The organism is Hymenobacter montanus (assembly GCF_014699115.1).
Lineage (GTDB): Bacteria > Bacteroidota > Bacteroidia > Cytophagales > Hymenobacteraceae > Hymenobacter > Hymenobacter montanus.
This window is the reverse complement of record NZ_JACXAD010000011.1, coordinates 39,559-62,891: the sequence shown is the minus strand read 5'-3', so window position 1 is coordinate 62,891 and position 23,333 is coordinate 39,559. Positions and strand designations below refer to the sequence as shown.

The window sequence follows — 23,333 nt, the reverse complement described above, 5'->3', positions numbered from 1 at the left end:
CCCACCGGAGAATCAGGCGCCGGTTTGACGCTACCCGTTGTTCTGGTCGGAAAGCTGCTTGCGCATCAGAAAGTGCGGAATCACGCCAAACAGGGTGTGCGAGGGCTCGACCACCGCATACCCAAGCCGCTGGTAGAACCCCACCGCCGACTCGCGCGCGTGCAGAACGATTTCGGTCAGCCCTGCCGCTTGGGCTTCGGCTTCGAGGGCGGCTAGTATTCGGCGGCCGTGCCCGGCCCCGGCCGCTTCCGGGGCCACGGCCATGAAGCGCACCTGGCCTTGCCGGGCCGTGACGGGCTGCAACATGCCCACGGCCAGCGCCCCGGGGTCGGCCTCGCTGTCGTTGGCCAGCAGCAGGGCGTGAATGGTGCCGGGCTCCTCGTCGGCGGGGCAGCGCTCCGAGCCGGGGGGCTGCTGCCAGGGCTGGCGCAACACGGCGTAGCGTAAGGCATAGTAGGCGGCCCAGTCGGCGGGGGTGCGGGGCGGGCGGACAGTAAGGGTAGGGGGCTGGGGCATAAGCGGGACAGTAGGCAGCGTGACGCGAGCAGGGCCGGTTCGGGTTGTTACCTTTGCGCCCCGGCTCCGGCCGCCTTCTCTTTTCAAAACTACGCCCCACCCCGTTATGGCATCCTTCGACATCGTGAGTAAAGTAGACCCGCAAACCCTGGAAAACGCGGTGAACACGGCCCAAAAAGAGCTGCAAACCCGCTACGACCTGCGCGACACCAAGGGGGGCATTGAGTTGAATAAAAAGGAGAACACCATTCTCTTATCGTCGGAAAACTCCATGCGCCTGAAGTCGTTGGAAGACATTCTGCTGGGCCGCGTCGTCAAGCAGGGCATCGACGGGACCAGCCTCGACTTTTCGGCTGATGAGCAGCCCAGCGGCGCTTTGGTAAAGAAAACCATTAAGGTGCGCGCCGGGGTCGACAAAGAGTTTGGCCGCAAAATCATCAAAGCCATTAAAGACGCCAAGGTGAAAGTAGAAGCCCAGATGCAGGACGACCAGGTGCGGGTTTCAGCCAAGAAAATCGACGATTTGCAGGCCGCCATTGCCGTGCTGCGCAAAGCCGACATCGGCCTGCCGCTGCAGTTTGTGAACATGAAAAGCTAAAAAAGTGAAGATGAGATGATGTGGAAATGTGGAGAATAATTCTATTAATTAGTCTCATTTCTCACCTTTCCACTTTCTTACATTTTCACATTCATTACTATGTACGATTTTACTGCCTTCGCCCACGCGGCCACTTGGGTTAGCCTGCTGACGCTCACCTTCATGGAAATCGTATTGGGGATTGACAACATCATCTTCATTTCGATTGTGGTGAACCGCCTGCCGGAAAGCGAGCAGGCCCGGGGCCGCACCATTGGCTTGTTGCTGGCGCTGCTGTTTCGCGTGGGCCTGCTCCTGTGCATCTCCTTTATCGTGGGCTTGCGGGCGCCCATATTCAACCTGCCGTTTCCCTGGCTTACGGAGCCGTTCGGAGTGACCGGGCGCGACATTATTCTGATGGGTGGCGGCTTATTTTTGATCTACAAAAGCACCACTGAAATCCATACCAAGCTCCAGGGCGACGAAGATGAGGGCGGAATGAACGGGGCCAAGCGGGCCACGCTGCTGAGCATCATCCTGCAAATCATTGCTATCGACATCGTCTTCAGCTTCGACTCCATTCTGACCGCGGTGGGCCTCGTCGATAATGTACTGGTGATGATTGCGGCCGTGATTGCGGCCATGGGCATTATGCTAGCCTTCAGTGGAACGGTGGCCAATTTCGTGAACAAGAACCCCACCATCAAGATGCTGGCGCTGTCGTTCCTCATCATGATTGGCTTTATGCTGGTGATGGAAGCCGCCCATAAAGAAGTGGAAAAGGGCTACCTCTACTTTGCCATGGCCTTCTCGCTGACGGTGGAAGTACTCAACCTGCGGCTGCGCAAGAAGAACAAGCCGGTGCAACTGCGCGACTCGCAGTATGATTAGCGCCGGGCGTTACCAGGCTTAAGTGTGGTTTCGAGGGCCGTATTTTGCGTGGTGGGGAAACCTCACCCCCGGCCCCTCTCCACAGGAGAGGGGAGCTGGCACGTATAGGAGAAAAGAATTAAAAATTAAAAATGAAGAATTAAAAATCGGCTGGTCAATTTTTAATTCTTCATTTTTAATTTTTAATTCTTTTCTCCTATACGAGAGCTGCTCTAGGTGATACATAAGCTACAAAGTAGTTACGCTGGCTAGCTGGTCGAGTACGCGGCGTTGCGCCAGCTCCAGTAGGCGGCGGTTTAGCTCGGCGCGGTGCTGGCGGTAGAAGATATATTCTTCGCTGCTGAATACGCCCGTGACGATCCCTACGATGGTGTAGCGCAGCTTCACGTTGCGGGTCAGCAGCTCGCTGAGCCGCCGCTGCTGGTCGGCCGGTGCGGCCGTGGCCAGTGGCAGGTGGTGGTCGTGCACGAAGTCGGCTACCACTTGCAGCAGTGCGTCGTTTTGCAGCTTGAGTACGGGGCGCAGGGTGGCATGCAGGAAGTCACCAACGGTGCTGGTAGGGCTACTGGCTGCCGCGGCCACGCTGGGACGCAGCGCCAGCAGGGCCGCATCCGGCCGTGGGGGCGTAGGGGAGGAGTCAAGGTTCATAGGGGCACAACAAAGTAGCGGCCCGTTAGTCGGCGCGGAGCAGATGTTTTGCGCCCGGGCTTATACCACGCCCAGCTTTACCAGGGCGTCCCATAGCACCACGCCGGCCGCCACGCCCACGTTAAGCGAGTGCTTGGTGCCGAACTGCGGAATCTCCACGGCCCGGTCGCACAAAGCGAGCACCTCGTCTTCGACGCCGAATACCTCGTTGCCGAGCACCAGCGCCAGCGGCCGGCCCGGCTCGGGCTGGAACTGCGGCAGCAGCACGCTGCTCGTGGTTTGCTCCACGGCCACTAGCTGGTAGCCGGCTTGTTTCAGCGCGGCAACGGCACTCACCGTTGCCGGGGCGTACTCCCAGGCTACCGACGCCTCACTACCCAGGGCCGTCTTGGTGATTTCGCGATGCGGCGGTCGCCCCGTGATGCCGCAGAGCCAGATTTTCTCCAGGGCGAAGGCATCGGCCGTGCGAAATACGGCCCCCACGTTGTGCAGGCTGCGTACGTTATCGAGCACCAGCACCACCGGGCTTTTGGGTGTACTTTTGAAGTCCGCCACCGCCACCCGGTTGAGCTCGGCCATTGTGAGTTTTCGCATAATTTATAGTGCGAACTTTGTAGCTCGCATCCTTGGTTTGACTAGAGGTGGTACGCTTTGAAGCGGCTGAGAAACTGCCCCCGCCTGGCCCCGGGCTGCTTATTTACTTTCCAAAAACGCGAACGACAAAGTTCGTGCAACTTGCTCCTTTGCCTTGTCTGCTCCCAAAAAACAGTTCACGATAAAGTCCGTTGGGCCCGACCACATCACGCCCGGCTCGCCGGTCGATACGCCCCTGATGAAGCAGTACTACCTGCTCAAGCAGCAGCACCCCGGCGCGGTGTTGCTGTTTCGGGTTGGCGACTTCTACGAGACTTTTGGTGAGGATGCCATCACGACCAGTCGCATTCTCGACATCACGCTCACCAAGCGCGGCGGGGGTACGCCCAACGAGATTGCCCTGGCGGGTTTCCCGCACCACGCCCTCGACAACTACCTGCCCAAGCTGGTGCGGGCGGGCCAGCGCGTAGCCATCTGCGACCAGCTCGAAGACCCCAAAGCGGCTAAGGGCCTGGTCAAGCGCGGCATCACCGAGCTGGTGACGCCCGGCGTGAGCATGCACGACAACGTGCTGGAGCGCCGCGCCAATAACTACCTCACCGCCATTCATTTCGGCAAGTCGGAGGCGGGTATCTCATTTCTCGACATCAGCACCGGCGAATTTCTGGTGGCGCAGGGCACGCTCGATTACCTGAGCAAGCTGCTGCAAAACTTCAGCCCGGCCGAGATTCTGTTTTGCAAAAAGAGCCGCGGGGAGTTTGAGCAGCACTTTGGCCCCAACTACTGCACTTACGCCCTGGATGAGTGGGTGTTCGGCAACGATTACGCGTACGAGACCCTCACCCGCCACTTCAAAACCAATTCGCTGAAGGGCTTTGGGGTTGATGCCCTGAAGGAAGGCATCGTGGCAGCCGGCTGCATCCTGCACTACCTGGCCGAAACCAAACACTCCGACCTCGGCCACGTCGCCAGCCTGGGCCGGCTGGAGGAAGACAAATACGTGTGGCTCGACCGCTTCACGGTGCGCAACCTGGAGCTGGTGCAGGCCCAGCACCCGGGGGGCGTGCCGCTCATCGACGTGCTCGACCAGACGCTGACGCCCATGGGTGCCCGCCTGCTGCGCAAGTGGATCGTGCTGCCCCTGAAGGAAGTCAGCCAGATTCAGCGCCGCCTCGACACCGTCGCGGCCCTGGTGGCGGACGAGGAATTGCTGGGCGACCTCACCCAGCACCTGCGCCAGATCAACGACTTGGAGCGCCTCATCAGCAAGGTGGCCGTACGCCGGGTGAACCCCCGTGAGCTGCTCCAACTGGCCCGGGCCCTGGAAGCCATCGCGCCCATGCGCGAGCGGCTGGCGGCCTCCGGCGTGAAGGCCCTCGTGAAGCTGGCCGACCAGCTTAACTCCTGTGACAATCTGCGCCAGGAAATCACCACTAAAATCAAGCCGGATGCCCCCTTGCTCACCAACCAGGGCGGCGTGTTGAACAGTGGGGTCGACGCTGAGCTGGACGAGCTGCGTGAGCTGGCTTTTTCGGGTAAGGACTACCTGCTGCAGTTGCAGCAGCGCGAGCAGCGCAACACTGGTATTTCGTCGCTGCGCGTGGCCTACAACAAGGTATTTGGCTACTACCTCGAAGTCACCAACGCCCACAAAGACAAGGTGCCCGCGTCCTGGATTCGCAAGCAAACGTTGGTGAACGCCGAGCGCTACGTAACCGAGGAGCTGAAAACGTACGAGGAGAAAATCCTCAATGCCGAGGAGCAGCTATTCGCGATTGAGCAGCGCATCTACACCGATCTGGTGCTGGCCGCACTCGACTTCGTGCCCCACATTCAGCAAAACGCCCGCGCTATTGGCGTGATGGACTGCCTGGCCAGCTTTGCCCTCACGGCCCGGCAGCAGCGCTACGTGCAGCCGGTAGTAAACGACGGCGCCGTGCTCGACATCCGGGCGGGCCGCCACCCGGTTATCGAGCGCCAACTGCCGCCCGGCGAAAGCTACATTCCCAATGATATCTGCCTCGACCAGCACGATCAGCAAATCGTGGTGATAACGGGCCCCAACATGGCCGGCAAATCGGCCCTGCTGCGCCAGACGGCCCTGATCGTGCTGCTGGCCCAGATTGGCTCTTTCGTGCCCGCCGACGCCGCCACGGTGGGCATCATCGACAAGATTTTCACGCGCGTGGGGGCTTCCGACAACCTGAGCAAGGGCGAGAGTACCTTCATGGTGGAGATGACCGAAACCGCGTCTATCCTCAACAACCTCTCCGACCGCAGCCTGGTGCTGATGGATGAGATTGGCCGGGGCACGAGTACCTATGACGGCATCAGCATCGCCTGGGCCATCGTGGAGCATCTGCACAACAACCCTAAGGCCAAGGCCAAAACCCTGTTTGCTACTCACTACCACGAGCTTAACCAACTGGCCGACGAGTGCCCCCGGGTTCGCAACTACAACGTGGCCGTAAAGGAAGCCGACGGGCGCATCCTCTTCCTGCGGAAGCTGCAGGTGGGAGGCTCCGAGCACAGCTTCGGCATTCACGTGGCGCGGCTGGCCGGCATGCCCACGTCGGTGGTGCTGCGCGCCAATGAAATCATGCACCACCTCGAAGTGGAGCGCACCAGCGCCGGGGCCGAAGACGACGTGCCCACGGAGTTCGATGATCTGCTGGACGACCTAAGCACGCGTAACGGGCAGCGCCGGCCCGGCAGCCGGGGGACGGACGCCGTTGAAGTTGTTCCGGATTCGGAGGCGGGGGCTGCTATTCCGCGCCCGCGGGCTACCTCGGCCGTGGCGACGGCACCGCGCCCCACGGTGCAGCTCAGCATGTTCGAGCCCGCCGACCCGGCGCTGGAACGCATCCGCGAGCTACTCCAGCACCTCGACGTGAATGCCCTGACCCCTATCGAGGCATTGATGAAGCTGAATGAGCTGAAGCTCGCGCTGGGTAAAGCGTAAATTTTTTGCTCTGAAAATGAGCAAAAAAGGCCCGGCCAGGGAAAATTTCCAGGCTTATCCCTTGCCTGGCCAAAAAAGACCCTTACCTTTGTCGAACCATTCAGCGTCATGGTAATGACACTGAACCTCCCGCGAGAGTAGCTCAGTTGGTAGAGCGCGACCTTGCCAAGGTCGAGGTCGCGAGTTCGAACCTCGTCTCCCGCTCCAAATAAGTTAAAACGCTGTCTTTGGGCAGCGTTTTTTGTTTTCACCCGCCCTATGGCCGCCCCCCGAAAATGTCTGAGCACCGACGACGAGTTCCGGCAAGCGGTGGCCGGGAGCTTGTCGGTGCGACAGGTGCTGGGCCGTATCGGCTTGGTACCAGCCGGTGGGAACTACAAGACGGTGCATAACCGGATTCAAAAAATGGGATTAGATACCAGTCATTTCACCGGGAGCGGCTGGAACGTAGGACCGCGCTATCGAAACATCAATAAGACGGCCGAATTAGATGATTTGCTCGTAATAGGCTCAAGCTATCAATCATATAGGCTTAAGGCTAGGTTGATTGCGGAAGCAAGGTTAATCCGAATTTGTTTTTCTTGTAAGCTTACCCATTGGCTTGATAAGCCAATTCCTCTGGAACTTGACCACATCAATGGGGTTCATAATGATAATAGAATAGAAAATTTACGCTTACTTTGCCCCAACTGCCACGCTTTAACGGAAACGTATCGTGGCAAGAATCAGAAACGAGCCAGAGTGGTGAAATTGGTAGACACTAGGGTCTTAAACACCCTTGCTGAATAGGCGTACGGGTTCGAGTCCCGTCTCTGGTACAATAATCCACCACCGGAAGGCCCGGAAAACCGCTTCTCACGCCGTGAAAGCCGTTTTCCGGGTTTTTTGCGTCTGGGGGAATCGGTACTCCTAGGCGTGAATCTTTCACTTAACGGCGTGAGCGACGCGACCCTGGACGCTACCCATTATGGTTACCCAATTTGTGCTGCGTAAGCAGAAGAAAAACGCGGCGGGAGAATGCCCGGTGCAAATGATTGTGTACTTCGACGGTGCCCGGCTGGCTTGCTCTATCGGAGAGAAATGCAAGGTTACTGACTGGAATGCTGACCGGCAACAGTTCCGGCGCTCTTACCCGCTGGCGGAAGATGCCAACCGGCTGCTGGCCCGCCTCACGGCGGATGTGCTGAGTTGGTGGCGCACCCTGCGGGCGACGGGCGAAGCGCCGACGCTGGCGGGTTTGCGGGCTGCGCTGCGCCCTGCCCCTGCGGCGAAAGTGGCGGTGGTCGAGCAGTACTCGCTCACGCAACTAAATGAGGAACATGGGCTTGCATTGCGGGCTCGGGGATATGCGGATCATACGTTGCGGCAACGTAAGATGATGGGCAGCTGGTTGGTGGCTTATGAGCAGGCCAGTGGTGAACTACTGGACCCCACTACCTACGACCTGGCTACACATGACCGGCTTTTAACTTACCTGCGCTTCGACCGCAACCTGGCCCAGAACACGGTGGCGTCGGTGGTGCGCGGGCTGAAGGTGTTGCTTCGGTGGTGCCGGGAGGAGCGGGGGCTTGCGGTGGGGGTGGAACTGCGAAAGTTGCAGGGGCGCCACGCAGATGTGGTGAAAATGTGGCTCTCGGCCGATGACCTGAAGGCATTGGCCACGGTCATGCTGCCGGAGTACTTGGGGCGGGTGCGGGATGTGCTTTTGTTTTGCTGCTATACTGGGTTACGTTATTCGGACGTGTGGGCGTTGCAGCCAGGCAATTTGCATGAGTGGAACGGTGCGCGGGTGCTGCGGCTGGTTCAAACCAAGACGCGGACCGGAGTAAGCATCTACCTGACGGAAGCGGCTGGAGCTATTCTGGATAAGTACGCTGATCGGGAACGGCTGCGGCTGCTGCCGGTGCTGGCTAACCAGGTGATGAATCGTTACCTGAAACGAGTTGGGAAGTATGCTGGACTAACGGCGCCAGTGGTAGTTGCTGAGCAGGTGGACGGAGTAATTATTAAATCTTCGGTGCCGAAGTACGAGTTGTTGACCACGCACACGGCGCGGCACACGTTTGCAACACAAAGCTTGCTTCGGGGAATGCCGGTAGAGGTACTGCAAAAGGTGATGGGGCACGCCAAGATTCAAACCACGCTTATTTATGCGAAGGTGATAGAGGACTTGCAACACCAGACGATGCGACGGGTGTGGGAAGGTCAGGGAGCGATGGACAGCACGGGAGCCCAGTCGAGCCAGATTTGTGCGGTGGAGCCTTCGGCGGCCTGAACGTAACCTTGGACTAGCACCACACGACCCGCTAGTTGCGTCGGTGCTGCTGCAAACTTGCCCACCAACTCGGGCTTTACGACAACCTCTAACAGGCAGGCCGGGCGGGGCTGATCGAGGTTTAGAAAGACGTAGCCGCTTCTGGCGTTGTAGGTGCGGGCGATGGTGGCGCGCACGTGCACGTACTGACCGGGGCGGGCGGCCTCGGCGGCCGTCATCGCCGAGAGCGGCGGGGTCGTCGAGGATGCAAGGCCGGCGGTTAGTACTAGCAGGAAAAACCCGTGCACTGAAAAGCGGGGGCAGGCGTGAATTACGTCTTGGCAGGCTGGGGTTAACCCTGTTTGTAGGTTGGTTGCAGGGCGGCGGTTACTTCGGCCAGGGGCAGGCCGGTGAACTGGCAGAACTCGCCCACGCTGACATCTGTGCGGGCGGCCTTGTTGAAGTGAGCGCGAATGCGTTGCAATAGGGCTTTGGCGGCATCGTAGCCGGTACCGCGAAGGTGGGCCGCTTCTTTGGGTCGGATGCTGACCTGTGCCATAAAACGGGGTAGTTCTGGGGGGTGTGGGATATGCGAATATACAACGAGATAAGGACGTTAGTAGGTTCAGGCCATGAACAGGCTGGGGCTACTTCGTTTGGGTGTTCGGGTACTACTGGCGGCCGGCTCGGTGGTCGTAGCTGCTATGGGGGTGGCGGTGGCACCGCGCGGCTGTGTGGTGCGCGCCCAACAGGCACCAGCTATCACGGTGCGAGCGTCGCAGTTGCGGCGGCAGTTGTACCCAGCTCCGGCCCCGGTGGTGCTACCGGTGGGTGGGTGGCGCATGCTGAAAGTGGTGCGGGTGCTAGACGCGGACACGTATTCGGTGCAGATGGTCGCGGGTGTGGCGACGGTGCGGCTAGTGGGCGTGGACGCGCCGGAGGCGGGGCAGCCCTTTGGGCGGCAAGCTACGGACTCAGTCCGGGCGCGGGTGCTAGGTAAGTACGTGCTGGTACGGGCCGAAGGGCTGGACGCCTATAGGCGGAACCTGGGCCAGGTGAAGCTGCAGCCGGTAGCCTTCGGCCCAGCCCGGGCGGTGGCGCTGGATTCGCTGCTGGTGGTGCGGGGCTGGGCCTGGGCGTACGCGCCGGGTGGGGCGGCGCCGGCCCGCGCCGGGCAGGAACTGCTGGCGCGCAATGCGGGCCGAGGTTTATGGAAGTGCGGCACGGCGGAGCCGATTCGGCCCGCCATTTGGCGGGTGTATACGAAGCAAGAAAAATTACTGCACTGGGGCGCCTGTGCCTGGTAGAGCAGTCAATGAGCAGGCAGTTACTTCATTTTTTACCTTTTTACCTTTTCAATTATGGCACGAGTACGGAGCCTCCTTGGTGACATCGAGGGCAGCGCGGGGCAAATGACATTCACCAAGCGCAATGGGATCAATATCATGCGGCAAAAAGTGGGGTCCAATGGCAGCAATACATTTGCGCAGCGGTCCATCCGGGCCCGCTTTGCGGAGCTGGCGATAGCCTATAGTAAGATGCCAGTGGCGATTCAGCGGGGCTTTCTGAAAGAAGGTGCTCAGACGAGCTACAACCGCTTTATCGGGGCGAACTTCAAGAACACCACGGCCGATTCGGATGCTGTGGGTAGTATCCTATACCCGGCTCTGATTTTGTCGGCCGGCTCGGTGCTGGGAGTGGCGAACTTGGTGGCGACGGCTTCGGCTAACAGTGTCTCGTTTGCGTTCGCCAACAACGCGAATGGGACAGAGGGCCTACCTACGGACAAGATCACGGTGGTGGTCATCGAAAAGGCGACGGGGGCAACCTATACCATCCAGGGGGCCGCTCGGAGCGCCTCGCTTCAGGTACTGGCGGTGCCGGGCCTGACTGCGGCCAACAAAGCCAACTACGCGGCCTATGCGTTTTTCACCCGGGCGGATGGGGCGGATTCGAGCACCACGTCGTACGTGGCACTAGTTTAATCCGAGCGGTGCAGCATGGAAAACCCCGGCCAGTCTAGTCTGGTCGGGGCTTTTAGCGCTCCACAGCTAGGAGGAGGCTAGGAGTTAGGTAGAAGCAATAATCTGTTTTAACCTTTTCAAATATGGCGCAAATCAGAAGTTTACTCGGCGACATTGAGGGTAGCGCGGGGCAGCTGACATTTAGCAAAGCAAATGGTGTTAACCTGATGCGGCAGAAGGTGGGTAACAATAGCAGCAATACGCCTGCCCAGGCCGCCCAGCGCCGGAAATTTGCCTTGTTGGCCCGGCTATCCAGTGCCCTGGCACCTGTTATCCGTCAAGGTTTCAGTGTGGCCGCGGCGAAAATCACGGCACAAAACGCGTTCCAGCGGGCCAATGCTGACTTGGTAACCGACAACGGGATGGTTGCCAGCATCGATATGGCCCGGCTGTCCATTTCTTCTGGTATCGTTGGTGGGGTGCAGAATCTGAACCTTGGAGTGGAGGCGAATGCCGTGACCCGTGAATTATTGCTTACGTGGAGTGATAATTCCGATGGGTCGGCCGCACTACCAACTGACCTGATTGGTTTTGCTATCTATAGTACAGTACTCGGTGTAGTTGTGACCGATACCAATGTAGGCACTCGAGCCCAAGAAGAGTTCGCTACAGGTATTCTTGTTCCTACAGGTGTATTGCCCTCTACCTATCGTGCATACGCTTATTTCAAACGGGCCAACAGCCCAGCCACCAGCCCTACGGCCACGGACGTAGGCAGCTAGGCCGCGGGGAGGGTGTGCTTTTAAAAATGCCGCTTGCCTCGGTTACCCCTTTGTCTGATCTAGCATATAATTGCTTGTTGTGTCAGGAGCTGACTCACCGCTTTAAAAGCCTTTTTCATGTGCGCGAAGCAGCATAGGCCACCTTTTGCACAGGGTACGCTGGGGCAAACAACAAAGCGCCCAAGCCCTAATATAAGCTGGGCTTGTTCGTAGCTTGGCGTCTCTACCCACTGCATGCGCCACCTCCCCGCCCGCTACCGTACCGGTTACCACCGTACTCTCACCCGCCAGCAGCGCTGTAACCGCCAGTTGCTCTATGGGGCACTGGTGCTGCTCACTATCACCGGCAACCGCTTCGTAGCCGGGTGCCAGCGGGTGGAGCCAGTAACAGAACTGGGCTGGGTACATGGCTATTCTCTCCTTCACCGATGCCAAGTATGAGAAGCTGGGCAAATTGGCAAGCACGGCCAAGCTGGGCCGGAGCGAGTACATTATTGACCGGCTGGGATTGGATAAGTAAGTTCTCTATATAAGCTCGCCCTGAGGCTACCTCGGCTTGGGACGGCTCGCTGCGCTGGGCAGGCAGCGCCGGCGCAGTGGCTACCTACTACGCCGACACCGTGCGCCGGGCCGTGCGGGGGCATTTGGCGAAGTGCACGGGCAACCTGACGCCAGCGCTGTACCGCCAGCTCACGCCCGGCCGGGCGGTTTATCTGCACGGCGCGGCCTACCGCCTGGATGCCGTGAACTCCTACGACCTGGCCGACGAAGCCAACCAAACAGAAATCCAGCTTCTGCGGGAGGTCTAACGCACCCCGACAATTCTTAACGCAAATCTTTGTTTCCTCAACAACTCTCTCAACTTTTCCTCGCAAGTATTTGGTTTTTTCGCAAATCCTTTGACTTTTTTCGCAAATCCTTTGACTTTTTTCGCAAATCCTTTGGCTTTTCTATCAAGTTTTCTGTTTGTTTTGCAACTTTTGTGATTTTTTGACCACAAAAGTTGTTAGCTTTTGCAACTTATGGATTCCTTTGCGTTACTTTGTGCGTATATAAAAACAGGGGGCCGGGCACAAGGCCCAACCCCCTGACCACTACCGGAGGAAGTGAGAGAGCAACACAAAGCCAATGGCTTTCGCTGCCCCACTCACCAACCCGAGCAAAACGCCCTCGCAGACTTTTTGCAGTAGTTGTTTCGTACGTTCCCGTTTCATTTTTGCTTGAAGAAAGGGTGTGTACGCACCCACTTCTAGAAGCCTCGGTTGTTACCAGCAGCCGGGGCTTCACCTTTTTACAGGTGGCGCTTTGGCGGGAGACTACCGTGCGATAGGCTAAAGATACTGGGTGTAAGAGGCCCATTCCAACCTATTCTTTAGTTTCAATAACTGGAAGGACTTGAGTCTTATTTGTAATATATTGGACTTCAGCATAATGTGGAAAAGCAGGCTAACCTCTTTTTGTAACTATACCGGCAGCGAGTATGGGTAAGTTTTTTACAGTTGGTGCAGGACTGTAACTGGTTTGGCTGATTAGGTTCGGTGTTGCTGGTTTATAAATACTTTCTGGTTAGGGAAAAAAGAGGAAGTTTTCTCAATGCAATAGTCGGGGCGTCTTCGTAGCTTGGCAGTCCTCTATCTACCCATGCGCCACCTCCCCGCCCGCTACCGCAACGGCTATCATCGTACCCTTACCCGCCAGCAGCGCCGCAATCGCTGGCTGCTCTATGGGGCATTGGTGTTGCTTACCATTACCAGCAACTGCTACGTGGCTAGGTGCCAGCGGGTGGAGCCAGTCACAGAACCGGGCAGATGGGCTATCCTCTCCTTCACCGATGCTGAGTATACCAAGCTGGGCCGGAGCGAATACATCATTGACCGGCTAGGGCTGGATAAGTAGCGCGAAATAACCATTTATGATTACTCCTAGATATATCAATCAAGTCCGTGCTGCTATTCGCAATCGAGGACTTATAGAGCAAGACTTCGAGTTAACGAACACTCACAATGAGCTTGTAATTAAGTATAATAGGGCTGATTTTTATTTTACTTTCGCCCGACATACAGTGCTGCCAACGGCTTCCCCTGTAACAACAAAGACTGTTGTACGGGCGGTAACGACCACTCTCTTACCTTATTCGATAGAGTACAAGCCTAGCTTCGTATCATCGCCAACCGACGTAGGTCCAATAAAGAATTCCGCTAAGGATTTTGATTATGCGCTTAATACAATTAATCGCTGGTTGGCTTGGATAAAACAAGAGTACGGCCCGTTTGAAGCACCGAAACTGCTTAGTGAAAGGGCGGTTGAGCAGGCTACGACTTCTCCACTCACCTACCTGCACCCCACCATCCAGCACGCCGCCGGCTCTTTATACGCCACTGGCCACTACCGCCAAGCCCTGCTCGATGCCTGCATTGCCTTGGACCGTGCAGTGCAGCAGAAGTCGCAGCTCACCGGCAGCGGCACGCGACTGATGGAAACTGCTTTTTCGCCCGGCAACCCCGTGCTCAAAATCGGCAATAGCCCCGACGAGCAGCAGGGGTTTCTTTCGCTTTTTCGGGGAGCCATGCTGGCCATTCGCAACCCAAAGGCCCACAGCCTAGGCGGCACCCACGATGCCCAGCGTGCGCTAGAATGGCTTTCCTTTGCTAGTGTCCTGCTTCGGAATCTGGACGAAGCAACCGTGCAGATACCCAACACCCCGAACGCTTAGCGTCCTTCGCCCTTGACGAAGCCCGTCGCTTGGGCATCACCATCGACAGCTAGTAGTCAATCTAGTACAGAATTGCCTGCTATTCGCATATATTTAGGTAAAGGAAAAACGCGCCACCTGTGGCGCCTAGGCCGGCGTCTTAGTGTGTTCGTCCGCAAAGTTGATTGCAGCGGTTAGAGCATTTACCAATAAACCCATCGTTTCACGAACCGTGAAGTTTGTAGCGGAGAGCTTCGCCCTGCACTACACGGCTCCGTTTCTTGTGGCTATTGTTAAACTTCTAAACCTAAAGATTATGGCAACACTTGCAGTAATAACAGTTGGAGCATCCCTCGTTTCGGTGGAGCGTTGGTAACGGTAAATGCTCTAGCCGTGCTCGGTAACCCGGACAATGAACGCCTAAGAGTCGATAGAGGGCGGGAGTTCGATTCTCCCCTCCACCTCATAACAAAGCCCTGACTCCTCAAACGAGCCGGGGCTTTTTCGTAGCTTGGCAGACCAACATCCTAATTTTCTACCCATGCCAGAAATCACTGCACAAGATTTTACCGCTGCTGGATTCGACCAGGTTTCGCCGGCTCGCAATACCTTTCCAAGCGAAGGTCACATAATCTTTAAGCACAAAGACGTTTCTGTTAAATCCCAAAACGCCTTGTATGCGCACGCGGCAGCCGATTACAGCGCCTTTTGGCTGGCGACAGATGAACGGCTTGATTCATCTATGGTATTGCTGCGGGGCGAATACATGCACACCAGCACGGTCCACTTAAAGAGCATGGTGGACGAGTTCTTCAACAAGCGAGGAGGCAGGCTGTAGCATCATTCATCTGCGGCACAACCGACATAGGCCACCTTTTGCGTGGGGCAATCGTTGAGGCGAATCGTCAACAAATGCAGAAAAAATAGAGGCGCAAACCGCTGGCTACCAACAGGTGTTAGCTAGCAGGTCCTATGGAATATTCCACGCTTGTTGATAGAATCTAATAAACTTCTGTTAGATTTGTATCGTAGACCCACAAAAACAAGGGGCCGAACCTTGCGGCCCAGCCCCTTGCCCTAGTTAATCCAGTGGCTTGCGGCTGCCGATAGGGCGCCGCCGCCCGCTAGAAGCCACAGAAGCCATTTGAACAGCTTCGGTGGCATCCGGATTTTGAGCTCCAACTCAAAACCCGCACTCGCTTTGTCCTTTTCCATTTTGCATGAAGTAAAAGGGTTGTCAGAAAACCCCTGCACTTCTCGAAGGCCCGGCTGCTCCAACAGTTCGGGCCTTCCCTTTTTCAAGGGTAGCCGTTAGTCTGGGGACTTGGTAACGCGAGTGGGGCAAAGGTACTATGGCATTTCTAGCGCAGCCCTACGAATCCATCATACTTTCCATCATATTTTCCCTCATACATTTTATCATTGCCATCTATGCTAGTACTACTTACCTTAGCAGGAATGAAAAACATTACTGTTATGGCAACGGTAAAACTGAACAAAGAGGAAGTGCTCGACTACGACGGGGCACAAGATGTAAGCTACGAAGACCAGGGCGCAACCGGACTATGAGGATGCATTTCGGGATGCAGACGCGGGCGAGGGTAGCCTGGAGTGGCAGGCTTGAAACCAGAAATAAGAAAAACACCGGTTGAGGAAGGTCGGGGCTTTTCCGTAGCTTGGGGCAGAAATCAATCTTTTTCGATATGCCCTACAACGCCTCACTCATTCCCTACCGCTACAAGCATTTCTCCCTGCACAGCGACACAACGATGCTGTGCATCAGTGTTACAGAAGATGCCATGTCTCCCCTTGAGGGCAACCAGCAACTGTGGGCCTACTTTGTTGCTAATGCAGTGAAAAAGCATGGACAAGGCAAGACGTTGGGCACTCTTAAGATAGGTAACAAAACCTATATACTTGAACCCAAGCCAGGAGTACGTCGCTCCGAGTGGAACTCGTTTAAGCAGTTTGATAACGACCGCCCCGCTGAGGACGAAGAGAATTGGCCGTCAGATTCAGATACAGCCACCCGATGACCAAGCCAAGCCCCGGCCCACCAGTCGGGGCTTTTTCGTAGCTTGATAGCCCTACTTTTCCTCCTTTCTATATGTCCATTCAAATCTCGATTAAGCACCAAAGCGCACTTTTCAAGGAACATTTTGAGGAAGAAAACAACGACCGCATCATCTTTTCCGGAGCCTTCGGTATCGGGAAGACGTACTTTCTGGATAAGTTTTTTGCACCGACCAACAGCGAGTACCTGGCTGTAAAGCTGGCCCCGGTAAACTATTCGGTTTCGGCCAATGAGGACATATTCAAGCTCATCAAGTACGACGTCTTATTTGAGCTGCTGCTCCACCACGGCCTGGAGCTGGATACTGACCCGGTGGTAATCAACCGAAGCGTAGCTTATGGCGTGGCGATGCCGGGGAAAGCACAGAGCATTGCCGAGGGTTTTATGAAGGTGCTGCCCTTGCTCAACAAATCCGCTGAAGGCATCCCAACCATTGTGGGAGCGTTGTATGGGTGGCTTACTACGATACAGGAACTTGAAAAAGAACGGAACATGCCCGGCGTTGATAGTGAGGTAGAAAAAGCGGCCGAAGAGATTGCCAAGCACTTCACACTAGAGGCAGACCACATCACCGCGTTCTTAGAAGAGAGCATTACCCGGCTCGCCACGGAGAAGCAAGCCAAAGTCAAGGTGCTAATTATCGACGACCTCGACCGCATCGACCCCGAGCATATTTTTCGCTTGTTCAATATTTTCAGCGCTCACCTCGACTATCACAAGACCAACCGCAACAAGTTTGGTTTTGACAAGGTCTTGTTCGTGTGCGACATCAAAAACATCAAGAACATTTTCCTAACCCGCTATGGGGCCGACACGGACTTTTCGGGCTATATCGACAAGTTTTACAGCAAGGAAGTCTATTTTTTCAACAACGCAGCAGAGGTTCGAAAGGCAGTGGATAAAATCGTGCAGGCGGTTCAGTTTAACGAGGAGAGCAAACACTATTACGAAGAACACATACTGCGGGGGGACCGTGGGAACGGGCGGAGCTTGCTTGAAGTGGTATTGACCGAATTAGTACATGCCGAGGCGTTGATGGTACGCCGAATTATGACGGGTTACAATGTGAGAAGTCGTCTTAATGCGGGCTCACTCGGGCTAAGCTCTCCCTCGGCCCACGAAGTCAGGGACTGGCAGATTCCAGCGGCTGTCTCGTTGAAGATTCTCCATAAAATCTTAGGAGGAAGCGAACCGATGGAAAAAGCGCTTCGGCGGACGATGCAACATGAGCGCAGCGAGGAGTATAAAACCTTTGCGGAAATCCACCAAGATTGGCTCATTGGTTTGATGCTGCCCATTTTAGGTTATGAGCAGCATCAGTTTACGCACGACCTTAATGCTGCCTTTAACTATAGAAACCCACATAATGAGCAAAGCGTACAATATAATCTATATAAATACGGAAGCGGTCGTAACTTATACTATGGGAATTTAATATCCCTAAACGGAAATAATGTAATGGCTCCTACTATTGTCTTTAAAATTGATTTCTTTGGGTTGCTGCATCAAGCCTTTGGTATATTACAAAAGACTGGTTACCTGCGATAGCACCCTACGCCCGGCAAAGAATACCTGTGACCGCAGCCGAACTCATTTAAAACGCCTCGGCTAACTCGCTCACCACATATTCGCGGGTATGCTTGCGGAGCCGAGGCTTGGGCTATTGTTAGGCACCCGACATGGCACAAAAAGGCCGCCGCACCAATGCAGCGGCCTTGAAGTGGCGGCTCGGGCTGAGCGGTGTCTACCCCACCGGTTCAACCTGAAAGCCACTGCACGAGAGGTCCTTCCTTTCCACATCTCCACCCCGTGCAGGGATACTTGTAGGGCAAAAGTATACTGAGCGGAAAAGCAGCAGTAGCGGCTTGGCTAAATCACGCTATTTTCCTGGTCAACTACCCGAACGAAGCGGCGAAGGGTATTTGCAAGAGCTGGGACCGAGACATTTTCATTGCTGAGGGATTCTACCCTGCTCATGCGCCACACCCCCGCAACATCCACCTCTGCCCCTTGTACATTCGAATAAGAATATTGTTTAACAGTTAGTTAATACTATCGCACGTATCTTTGTAGCTTACCTAGCTACGTCCGCATGCTGCGTCTTTATCCTCACTTCCTCTGTTTACTTGTTTTCCTCAGTTTAAGCGTAGGGGCGACGCAAGCCCAGAACATCACGCTACTCGACGACTTCAACCGCCCGGCCAGCAACAGCGTGGGCAATGGGTGGACGGAGGTGGAATCATCGTCATCAAGTAGCTGCGCCATCGTTGGCAACCAACTGAAGCTATCTAACGGAACCACTGCGGGCCGGGACTACATTGTCCGGAGCGTCGCCACGCAGTATGATCCCATGCTCAGTAATAATACGGGACAGCTCACCTGGGCGTTTAACCTGCGCCAGTCCCGCCCGAATCCCAGCGGCTTTGACGGAAGTAATTACGGGGTAGCGTTCGTGCTGGCGGCCAGCTCAGACAACCTGCTGGCCAATACCACGACGGGTTACGCGGTGGTGGTCGGCAATTCCGGCACACCTGATCCTTTTAGGCTTGTACGCTTTGCCGGGGGCCTGGGCAGAAACTCAAACCTGACCAACGTTTTCACCACCAATACCGATTACGGTACGGCCTACCTAACACTGCGCGTCTCTTATTTTCCTGACGACGACAGTTGGACGATGGAGGCAGGTACCAGTACCACCGCCTTTCAAGACCCCAGCACCAGCACCTTCCAGGCCATCGGCACCGGCACCGACGCGACGTATACGGGCGTTAGCCTGCCCTATGTGGGCTGCCTCTGGAACCACGCGACCACGGGTAGTGAGGCGGCGTTGTTCGACAACTTCTACATCACAGCGCCCTGCGTACCCGGCCCCGAGCCCACCGCGGGTCCGCTCGCAGGCATGGTCGACCAGCTCACAAGCAGCAGTGCCCGGGTGAACTGGGCATCGGGCAACGGGACCGCTCGCCTTGTTGTACTGCGTGCCGGACAGGCTCCGGTTAGTGTACCAGTTGATGGAACCGCCTACGCGGCCAATCCAGCCTTTGGATCTGGCAGCAGCCCGGCTTCGGGAGAATACGTCGTGTACAACAGCACCGGTACGAGTGCTACCCTGACCAATCTACAGGCCAACACCACTTATTACTATACTGCCTACGAGGCGCAGGGAACCGGTTGCGCGGCCAACTACCTGCAAAGTGCTCCCCTCTCCGGTTCGTTCACAACGCCGCCCTGTGTGGTCGCGGCTTCCCCTACGCTGCCCGCCAGCCAGGGCACGGCTACGCCGTCTACAGTGGGCAACGGCTTAACGTTCACCTGGCAGAACGGTAACGGCGCGCGCCGCTTAGTGGTCGTGCGCCCGGCCCAGGCGGTAACTGCCACGCCCGCCAATGCCACCAGCTACTCCGCCCATGTCCGTTATGGCAGCGGCACCGCCTTGAGCAGCGACGAGTACGTAGTCTACGATGGTACCGGAACGAGCGTCACGGTGTTAGGGCTGACGGTGGGCCTGCGCTACCACGCGGCCGTGTACGAGTTCAACGGCAGCGGCTGCACCGCGGCTTACCTGACCAGCACCCCCGCCACGGCCTCGGCCGTGGCGCCTCAACCGCCAACCAGCACCAGTTATAATTTTTACCGAGGCAACCTGCACGGACACTCCGCTTATTCCGATGGAAACAAGGATGCGAGCAGTTCAGGTGCTTCGACGCCCGCCGATGACTACGCCCTGGGGCGCCTGGCTCAACGTTTCGACTTCATGGGGATCTCGGAGCATAACCACAGCCAAGCCGGAATGAGTCTGCCCAACTACGCCCTGGGCTTGGCGCAGGCCAATGCAGCCAACCAGGACGGAACCTTTGTCACACTGTATGGCATGGAGTACGGCACCATCAGCGGGGGTGGGCACGTAATTATATATGGCTATGACCGGCTAATCGGTTGGGAGCCAGGAAACTACGATGTGTACTCGCCGAAAGGCAACTACACGAACCTGTTTGCACTCGTGGCCCAACAGCCCGGCGCCATTGCCTACTTAGCTCATCCGCAGGCATCGGATTACAACGGCCTGCTCAGTAATCCGCTCAACTCCACGACGGCTCAGGTGTTGGTGGGGGCGGCCATGCGGTCAGGGCCGGCCTTCTCCACGGCCACTGACTATAGTAATCCCAGCACCAGCACCTTCGAGGCACGGTACAAGGAGGCATTGCGACAGGGCTACCATGTTGGGCCAACGATGGACCATGACTCACACTACAGCGTATTCGGGCGCTCTTCGCATGCTCGCCTAGTCCTACTGGCGCCGACGCTGACCCGTGCAGCGCTGTTTGATGCTTTACAACAGCGTCGCTTTTATGCCGCCGATGATGACAATACGGAGGTAACGTTCTCCGTCGGCACTTCCCCCATGGGCAGCGTACTCACCCGCCCGGGTGCGCCTACCTTCACCGTGTCTGTGGTAGACCCCGACGCTGGCGATGCGGTGTCTTCTATCGTGCTGATGAGTGGTATTCCAGGCAGCAGTGCGCTGCCCACGCAGCTTACCGCCAGCGCGGGCAGCGCCACTCTCACCTACACCGACCCCATCCCAAACACGTCGACGTACTATTATTATGCGGTTATTACCCAAGCGGATGGGGATAAATTTTGGACCGCTCCGATTCGCTATACCCGCAACGACGCGCTGCCCTTGCCAGTAACCCTAACCCATTTCCAAGCTGTGTTACAGAATGAGGACCAGGCCATATTGCGCTGGGCTACCGCCAGCGAACTGCGCAGCGAGTACTTTGTCGTGGAGCGCTCGGCAGACGGGACCCACTATCAGGAAGCAGGCCGCCAACCAGCTGCTGGGAACAGCAGCCTGTCGCGGGCGTACGAGCTACGCGACCCGCAACCGTTGACCGGGCTAACCTATTACCGGCTACGCCAAGTGGATACCGACGGTACGGCCACCTATAGTCCCGTCGTGACCCTCGCGCCCACTGCGCGCGAGGCGGCCCAGGCCAACGTTTATCCGAACCCGGTTGCTGGTCGCGCCGGCCGGCTAGCCTTGCGTGGCCTGAGTGACCAGCAGGTGATGGTGACGGTGCGGGATATGGTAGGCCGTCTGGTTACGACCCAACAGGTCCAGCCAGCTACCTACACCGCTGATGTGCCCTTGTTGCTGCCCAATACGGCCACCACTGGCATCTACGTGGTTACGATTACCACTGGTACCCAGGTGTGGACGACTCGCTGGACGGTTGAGCCATAAGCTACGGCAAAACAATCTTTTTGGCAGCAGGGCATAGAAGTATCAGGCGAAGTCTTGGATTATTCATCAGTTCTAATGTACCCGTCCTGGGGCATGACCACCTGCAAGCGCAACGGCTCATAGTTGTTCAACGCCGCACTAACTGCTGGATCTGCTGCCCGACCAGGTTGCTGTCGGCATCGAACACAAGCAGGCGCAGGTATCCCCGGGACACGCCCCCACTTAGCTGCGGCACCGAGGCCAGCCCCGCCGCCACGCCCACTTGCAGCAGCGGCAGTCCCCTGCGACGCACGCCATCGGGCGGGGTCGGCTGGCTGGGCGAGGGCTGCAAGAATCCGGTTGCAGCCGGCTCGTGCCCACGGTCTTGCCCAGAACCTGCCCCAGTTCAGTATACTCCACCCGAGCCAGAGGCGTGTCCTGCGCCTCGCCTGGCAGTTGCTGGCTCGTGCTCAGCAGCCGGCCCGCGTGGTCGTAAGTGAAGAACTTGCACACAATTACGGTTACATGGAATATTTTGCTTGTTTAAGCTGAAGCTAATCGAGAGCTAAATCATACTCTTTAGGAGAGGATGCAGTAGTAACTAACCGCCAGCCGAGCATAAGCTTTGCTCTAGCATCTGGACCAACATAAAAAACACCGATTCTGGTAGTGCGCTGCTTGATGATTTTGGCAAAGGCCTGGAATGTCATTGTAGAATACGCGGTGGATGAGCCAGTCACTAAGGAGCCCGCCACCAATATCCCCTCAGTAAAGATGCCGCTAGGTTTGAAAACTACTGTGTCTGGGTTTTTTTGCTGGTCAATGGCATACGAATACCCTCCTCGCTGCAATATGATTTCTCGGACAACAATTTTGGTCTCTGGTGCAGATATCAAATATGTGGGTGACTGATTCCAATCACCGCTTGTAAGGTGTCCGAGCGAAGCCTCCTCTATTAGCGAAAATGCTGTTAGAGTCTTGGGCGAGGGGAAAGTGCCAGCTTGGTGATATGAAACTACATTCTGACTTTCAAAAGCTGCCATTAGCTCCACAAGCTCGGCAGGAGTAAGAAAGAAAAGGAGTTGTTTGCTTCCAGGTCTCATTTCCGTTTTGGAATTAATAGTAAATCATCATTAGGTTTTTGTTCTCCAATCCGAATAGCATTTGCAGCTTCTCGTTTGTCTGGCATACCATTTTTGTTAGAATCATATGTATTCACTCGAACCGTTTTGCCATCTTTTGTTGCCGTAATGTCTGGATAAGAACTACCCTTATTTTTACCTTTAGGCCCAGGAATACGTTCTTCTGGGCGTCTGCCCCCTCCGCCGGTGATGGTATGACCACTACTTTCTAGGTCATCGGCAATTTCTTTCACTTGGTCTCGGGTCTCTTTTTTTCCGAGTTTTCCTTTGTTAGATCCTTCCCCTACTCTTCTTGCTGGTCTCGCGTCGACGCGTCCGTTAGCGTCTTTGGCAGAGGGATATCCTTTTGAGCCTTGGGGTAAATAATAATTAGAGCCACCCATCGTCGCCGTTTGCGTGACGACTCCTGGCTCTAGAGAAGGTAACGAAGGTAATTGGTCCCACACGGACCCGATCAGAACCCCAGCCGTCACCAAGATGGCCACAGGCAAGGCCGCTGCGGGTACGCCCGTAGCCTCCCCTGCGGCGACCCCTTCCTGCCACGCCGTTTGCATAGTGCCCGCATCCGGACAAGTCGGGCACCGGCCGTTGGGGTCATTGAAACGCACGGCGTTATCATAGCTGAAGGCATAAGGCGACATCGTTTCCTGGCCCTTCTCCACCTCAGGGTCCACCCCGGGCAGGCGGTCAATCTGGGCATCAAACATGCGCCAGTCGAGCTGGGTCCAGTTCAGGCCCAGGTCGGCCTGGAACTCCTTGCCATTCCAGCGGTACTGGTTCAGCGGTTTCAAGCCCGGCGTCTCCCGCGTGAGCCCAGCTAGTTCCAGCCCCGTAGGGTCGTACTGCGTCTCCTGCACTTGCAGTCCTTGGCGATGCTCAATGGTAACATCATCAAAGAAGACGTCGACGTTGCTCTCGTTGCCCACGTAGGCACTCACGTACCCGTCCTGCGGCACGACCACTTGCAAGCGCAGCGACCAGGTTGCTGTCGGCGTCAAACACGAGCAGCC

At 56.5% G+C, this 23,333-nt stretch carries 23 protein-coding genes, 2 tRNA genes and 1 pseudogene; 17 read left to right on the top strand and 9 right to left on the bottom strand.

The genetic code is table 11. The annotated features are described in order from the left end of the window. Positions 1-30 precede the first annotated feature (30 nt). Positions 31-516, bottom strand: a complete 486-nt coding sequence (locus IC235_RS11385; protein WP_191005301.1) for a GNAT family N-acetyltransferase — start codon at positions 514-516, stop codon at positions 31-33. Between the two features lie 106 nt (positions 517-622). On the opposite strand from IC235_RS11385, the gene IC235_RS11380 reads away from it, so the two are divergent. Together IC235_RS11380 and IC235_RS11375 are read left to right on the top strand one after the other, a co-directional pair. Further along, entirely contained in the window at positions 623-1,114 is a 492-nt protein-coding gene (locus IC235_RS11380) for a YajQ family cyclic di-GMP-binding protein (RefSeq protein WP_191005300.1), read from the top strand. Between the two features lie 99 nt (positions 1,115-1,213). Further along, the gene (locus IC235_RS11375) at positions 1,214-1,984 is read left to right on the top strand and encodes a TerC family protein (RefSeq protein ID WP_191005299.1); all 771 of its coding nucleotides are present in this window, start codon (positions 1,214-1,216) and stop codon (positions 1,982-1,984) included. Positions 1,985-2,212: 228 nt separating this feature from the next. On the opposite strand, the gene IC235_RS11370 is transcribed toward IC235_RS11375, so the two are convergent. Next, positions 2,213-2,632 (bottom strand): hypothetical protein, encoded by a 420-nt coding sequence (locus tag IC235_RS11370; protein WP_191005298.1) that lies wholly within the window; start codon positions 2,630-2,632, stop codon positions 2,213-2,215. A gap of 60 nt (positions 2,633-2,692) precedes the next feature. Then, on the bottom strand, positions 2,693-3,226 hold the full coding sequence (locus IC235_RS11365) for an RNA methyltransferase (RefSeq protein ID WP_191005297.1): 534 nt from the start codon (positions 3,224-3,226) through the stop codon (positions 2,693-2,695). A 238-nt stretch (positions 3,227-3,464) separates the two neighbouring features. Here IC235_RS11365 and mutS point away from each other — a divergent pair, with 238 nt between their 5' ends. From mutS to IC235_RS11345, 4 genes are all read left to right on the top strand, one after another. Beyond that, the gene (mutS, locus tag IC235_RS11360; RefSeq protein ID WP_191005367.1) at positions 3,465-6,188 is read left to right on the top strand and encodes a DNA mismatch repair protein MutS; all 2,724 of its coding nucleotides are present in this window, start codon (positions 3,465-3,467) and stop codon (positions 6,186-6,188) included. A 131-nt stretch (positions 6,189-6,319) separates the two neighbouring features. Beyond that, positions 6,320-6,395: transfer RNA gene (locus IC235_RS11355), tRNA-Gly, on the top strand. A gap of 528 nt (positions 6,396-6,923) precedes the next feature. Beyond that, a tRNA-Leu gene (locus tag IC235_RS11350) sits at positions 6,924-7,006 on the top strand. 149 nt (positions 7,007-7,155) lie between these two features. Continuing rightward, complete coding sequence (locus IC235_RS11345) at positions 7,156-8,463, top strand: site-specific integrase (protein ID WP_191005296.1); 1,308 nt, start codon at positions 7,156-7,158, stop codon at positions 8,461-8,463. On the opposite strand, the gene IC235_RS11340 is transcribed toward IC235_RS11345, so the two are convergent. Both IC235_RS11340 and IC235_RS11335 read right to left on the bottom strand, forming a co-directional pair. Further along, positions 8,394-8,750 carry a hypothetical protein gene (locus IC235_RS11340; RefSeq protein ID WP_191005295.1) on the bottom strand — a complete coding sequence of 119 codons (357 nt, stop codon included), beginning with the start codon at positions 8,748-8,750 and terminating at the stop codon, positions 8,394-8,396. The genes IC235_RS11345 and IC235_RS11340 overlap by 70 nt on opposite strands. Before the next feature lie 44 nt (positions 8,751-8,794). Then, complete coding sequence (locus IC235_RS11335) at positions 8,795-9,001, bottom strand: hypothetical protein (protein ID WP_191005294.1); 207 nt, start codon at positions 8,999-9,001, stop codon at positions 8,795-8,797. 73 nt (positions 9,002-9,074) lie between these two features. On the opposite strand from IC235_RS11335, the gene IC235_RS11330 reads away from it, so the two are divergent. The 8 genes and pseudogenes from IC235_RS11330 (at position 9,075) to IC235_RS11295 (ending at position 14,718) form a co-directional block, all read left to right on the top strand. Further along, complete coding sequence (locus IC235_RS11330; RefSeq protein ID WP_223847230.1) at positions 9,075-9,749, top strand: thermonuclease family protein; 675 nt, start codon at positions 9,075-9,077, stop codon at positions 9,747-9,749. Between the two features lie 54 nt (positions 9,750-9,803). Next, a complete protein-coding gene (locus tag IC235_RS11325; protein WP_191005293.1) occupies positions 9,804-10,427 on the top strand; it encodes a DUF6266 family protein in 624 nt (207 codons plus the stop codon). 122 nt (positions 10,428-10,549) lie between these two features. Next, positions 10,550-11,188 (top strand): DUF6266 family protein, encoded by a 639-nt coding sequence (locus IC235_RS11320; RefSeq protein ID WP_191005292.1) that lies wholly within the window; start codon positions 10,550-10,552, stop codon positions 11,186-11,188. Between the two features lie 596 nt (positions 11,189-11,784). Then, on the top strand, positions 11,785-11,997 hold the full coding sequence (locus IC235_RS11315) for a hypothetical protein (protein ID WP_191005291.1): 213 nt from the start codon (positions 11,785-11,787) through the stop codon (positions 11,995-11,997). Between the two features lie 832 nt (positions 11,998-12,829). Next, entirely contained in the window at positions 12,830-13,084 is a 255-nt protein-coding gene (locus IC235_RS11310) for a hypothetical protein (protein WP_191005290.1), read from the top strand. Positions 13,085-13,427: 343 nt separating this feature from the next. Continuing rightward, the gene (locus IC235_RS11305) at positions 13,428-13,901 is read left to right on the top strand and encodes a TIGR02391 family protein (RefSeq protein ID WP_191005289.1); all 474 of its coding nucleotides are present in this window, start codon (positions 13,428-13,430) and stop codon (positions 13,899-13,901) included. Between the two features lie 339 nt (positions 13,902-14,240). Next, a pseudogene (locus IC235_RS11300) lies at positions 14,241-14,344 on the top strand. 77 nt (positions 14,345-14,421) lie between these two features. Beyond that, positions 14,422-14,718, top strand: coding sequence for a hypothetical protein (locus IC235_RS11295; protein WP_191005288.1), 297 nt, complete (start codon positions 14,422-14,424; stop codon positions 14,716-14,718). Between the two features lie 239 nt (positions 14,719-14,957). Here IC235_RS11295 and IC235_RS11290 read toward each other — a convergent pair whose 3' ends face one another. After that, on the bottom strand, positions 14,958-15,095 hold the full coding sequence (locus IC235_RS11290) for a hypothetical protein (RefSeq protein WP_191005287.1): 138 nt from the start codon (positions 15,093-15,095) through the stop codon (positions 14,958-14,960). A 488-nt stretch (positions 15,096-15,583) separates the two neighbouring features. Here IC235_RS11290 and IC235_RS11285 point away from each other — a divergent pair, with 488 nt between their 5' ends. The 3 genes from IC235_RS11285 (at position 15,584) to IC235_RS11275 (ending at position 21,202) form a co-directional block, all read left to right on the top strand. Next, positions 15,584-15,916, top strand: coding sequence for a hypothetical protein (locus tag IC235_RS11285; protein WP_191005286.1), 333 nt, complete (start codon positions 15,584-15,586; stop codon positions 15,914-15,916). Between the two features lie 71 nt (positions 15,917-15,987). Continuing rightward, the gene (locus IC235_RS11280; RefSeq protein WP_191005285.1) at positions 15,988-17,502 is read left to right on the top strand and encodes a P-loop NTPase fold protein; all 1,515 of its coding nucleotides are present in this window, start codon (positions 15,988-15,990) and stop codon (positions 17,500-17,502) included. 544 nt (positions 17,503-18,046) lie between these two features. Beyond that, positions 18,047-21,202 (top strand): CehA/McbA family metallohydrolase, encoded by a 3,156-nt coding sequence (locus tag IC235_RS11275; RefSeq protein WP_191005284.1) that lies wholly within the window; start codon positions 18,047-18,049, stop codon positions 21,200-21,202. Positions 21,203-21,329: 127 nt separating this feature from the next. Here IC235_RS11275 and IC235_RS11270 read toward each other — a convergent pair whose 3' ends face one another. The 3 genes from IC235_RS11270 to IC235_RS11260 all read right to left on the bottom strand — a co-directional run bounded on the left by IC235_RS11270 (position 21,330) and on the right by IC235_RS11260 (position 23,321). Continuing rightward, positions 21,330-21,533, bottom strand: a complete 204-nt coding sequence (locus IC235_RS11270) for a hypothetical protein (RefSeq protein ID WP_191005283.1) — start codon at positions 21,531-21,533, stop codon at positions 21,330-21,332. A gap of 202 nt (positions 21,534-21,735) precedes the next feature. Continuing rightward, positions 21,736-22,284, bottom strand: a complete 549-nt coding sequence (locus IC235_RS11265; protein ID WP_191005282.1) for a hypothetical protein — start codon at positions 22,282-22,284, stop codon at positions 21,736-21,738. Next, positions 22,281-23,321 carry a hypothetical protein gene (locus tag IC235_RS11260; protein ID WP_191005281.1) on the bottom strand — a complete coding sequence of 347 codons (1,041 nt, stop codon included), beginning with the start codon at positions 23,319-23,321 and terminating at the stop codon, positions 22,281-22,283. The genes IC235_RS11265 and IC235_RS11260 overlap by 4 nt, the downstream gene beginning before the upstream one ends. Between the last annotated feature and the right edge of the window lie 12 nt (positions 23,322-23,333).

Bases quoted from the DNA above. Each gene is read 5' to 3' on its own strand.
- IC235_RS11290 (WP_191005287.1), bottom strand. From the start codon at position 15,095: ATGGAAAAGGACAAAGCGAGTGCGGGTTTTGAGTTGGAGCTCAAAATC.
- IC235_RS11285 (WP_191005286.1), top strand. From the start codon at position 15,584: ATGCCCTACAACGCCTCACTCATTCCCTACCGCTACAAGCATTTCTCC.
- IC235_RS11310 (WP_191005290.1), top strand. From the start codon at position 12,830: ATGCGCCACCTCCCCGCCCGCTACCGCAACGGCTATCATCGTACCCTT.
- IC235_RS11385 (WP_191005301.1), bottom strand. From the start codon at position 516: ATGCCCCAGCCCCCTACCCTTACTGTCCGCCCGCCCCGCACCCCCGCC.
- IC235_RS11335 (WP_191005294.1), bottom strand. From the start codon at position 9,001: ATGGCACAGGTCAGCATCCGACCCAAAGAAGCGGCCCACCTTCGCGGT.
- IC235_RS11380 (WP_191005300.1), top strand. From the start codon at position 623: ATGGCATCCTTCGACATCGTGAGTAAAGTAGACCCGCAAACCCTGGAA.
- IC235_RS11330 (WP_223847230.1), top strand. From the start codon at position 9,075: ATGAACAGGCTGGGGCTACTTCGTTTGGGTGTTCGGGTACTACTGGCG.
- IC235_RS11320 (WP_191005292.1), top strand. From the start codon at position 10,550: ATGGCGCAAATCAGAAGTTTACTCGGCGACATTGAGGGTAGCGCGGGG.
- IC235_RS11275 (WP_191005284.1), top strand. From the start codon at position 18,047: ATGCTGCGTCTTTATCCTCACTTCCTCTGTTTACTTGTTTTCCTCAGT.
- IC235_RS11370 (WP_191005298.1), bottom strand. From the start codon at position 2,632: ATGAACCTTGACTCCTCCCCTACGCCCCCACGGCCGGATGCGGCCCTG.
- IC235_RS11295 (WP_191005288.1), top strand. From the start codon at position 14,422: ATGCCAGAAATCACTGCACAAGATTTTACCGCTGCTGGATTCGACCAG.
- IC235_RS11345 (WP_191005296.1), top strand. From the start codon at position 7,156: ATGGTTACCCAATTTGTGCTGCGTAAGCAGAAGAAAAACGCGGCGGGA.
- IC235_RS11375 (WP_191005299.1), top strand. From the start codon at position 1,214: ATGTACGATTTTACTGCCTTCGCCCACGCGGCCACTTGGGTTAGCCTG.
- IC235_RS11325 (WP_191005293.1), top strand. From the start codon at position 9,804: ATGGCACGAGTACGGAGCCTCCTTGGTGACATCGAGGGCAGCGCGGGG.
- IC235_RS11265 (WP_191005282.1), bottom strand. From the start codon at position 22,284: ATGAGACCTGGAAGCAAACAACTCCTTTTCTTTCTTACTCCTGCCGAG.
- IC235_RS11280 (WP_191005285.1), top strand. From the start codon at position 15,988: ATGTCCATTCAAATCTCGATTAAGCACCAAAGCGCACTTTTCAAGGAA.
- mutS (WP_191005367.1), top strand. From the start codon at position 3,465: ATGAAGCAGTACTACCTGCTCAAGCAGCAGCACCCCGGCGCGGTGTTG.
- IC235_RS11365 (WP_191005297.1), bottom strand. From the start codon at position 3,226: ATGCGAAAACTCACAATGGCCGAGCTCAACCGGGTGGCGGTGGCGGAC.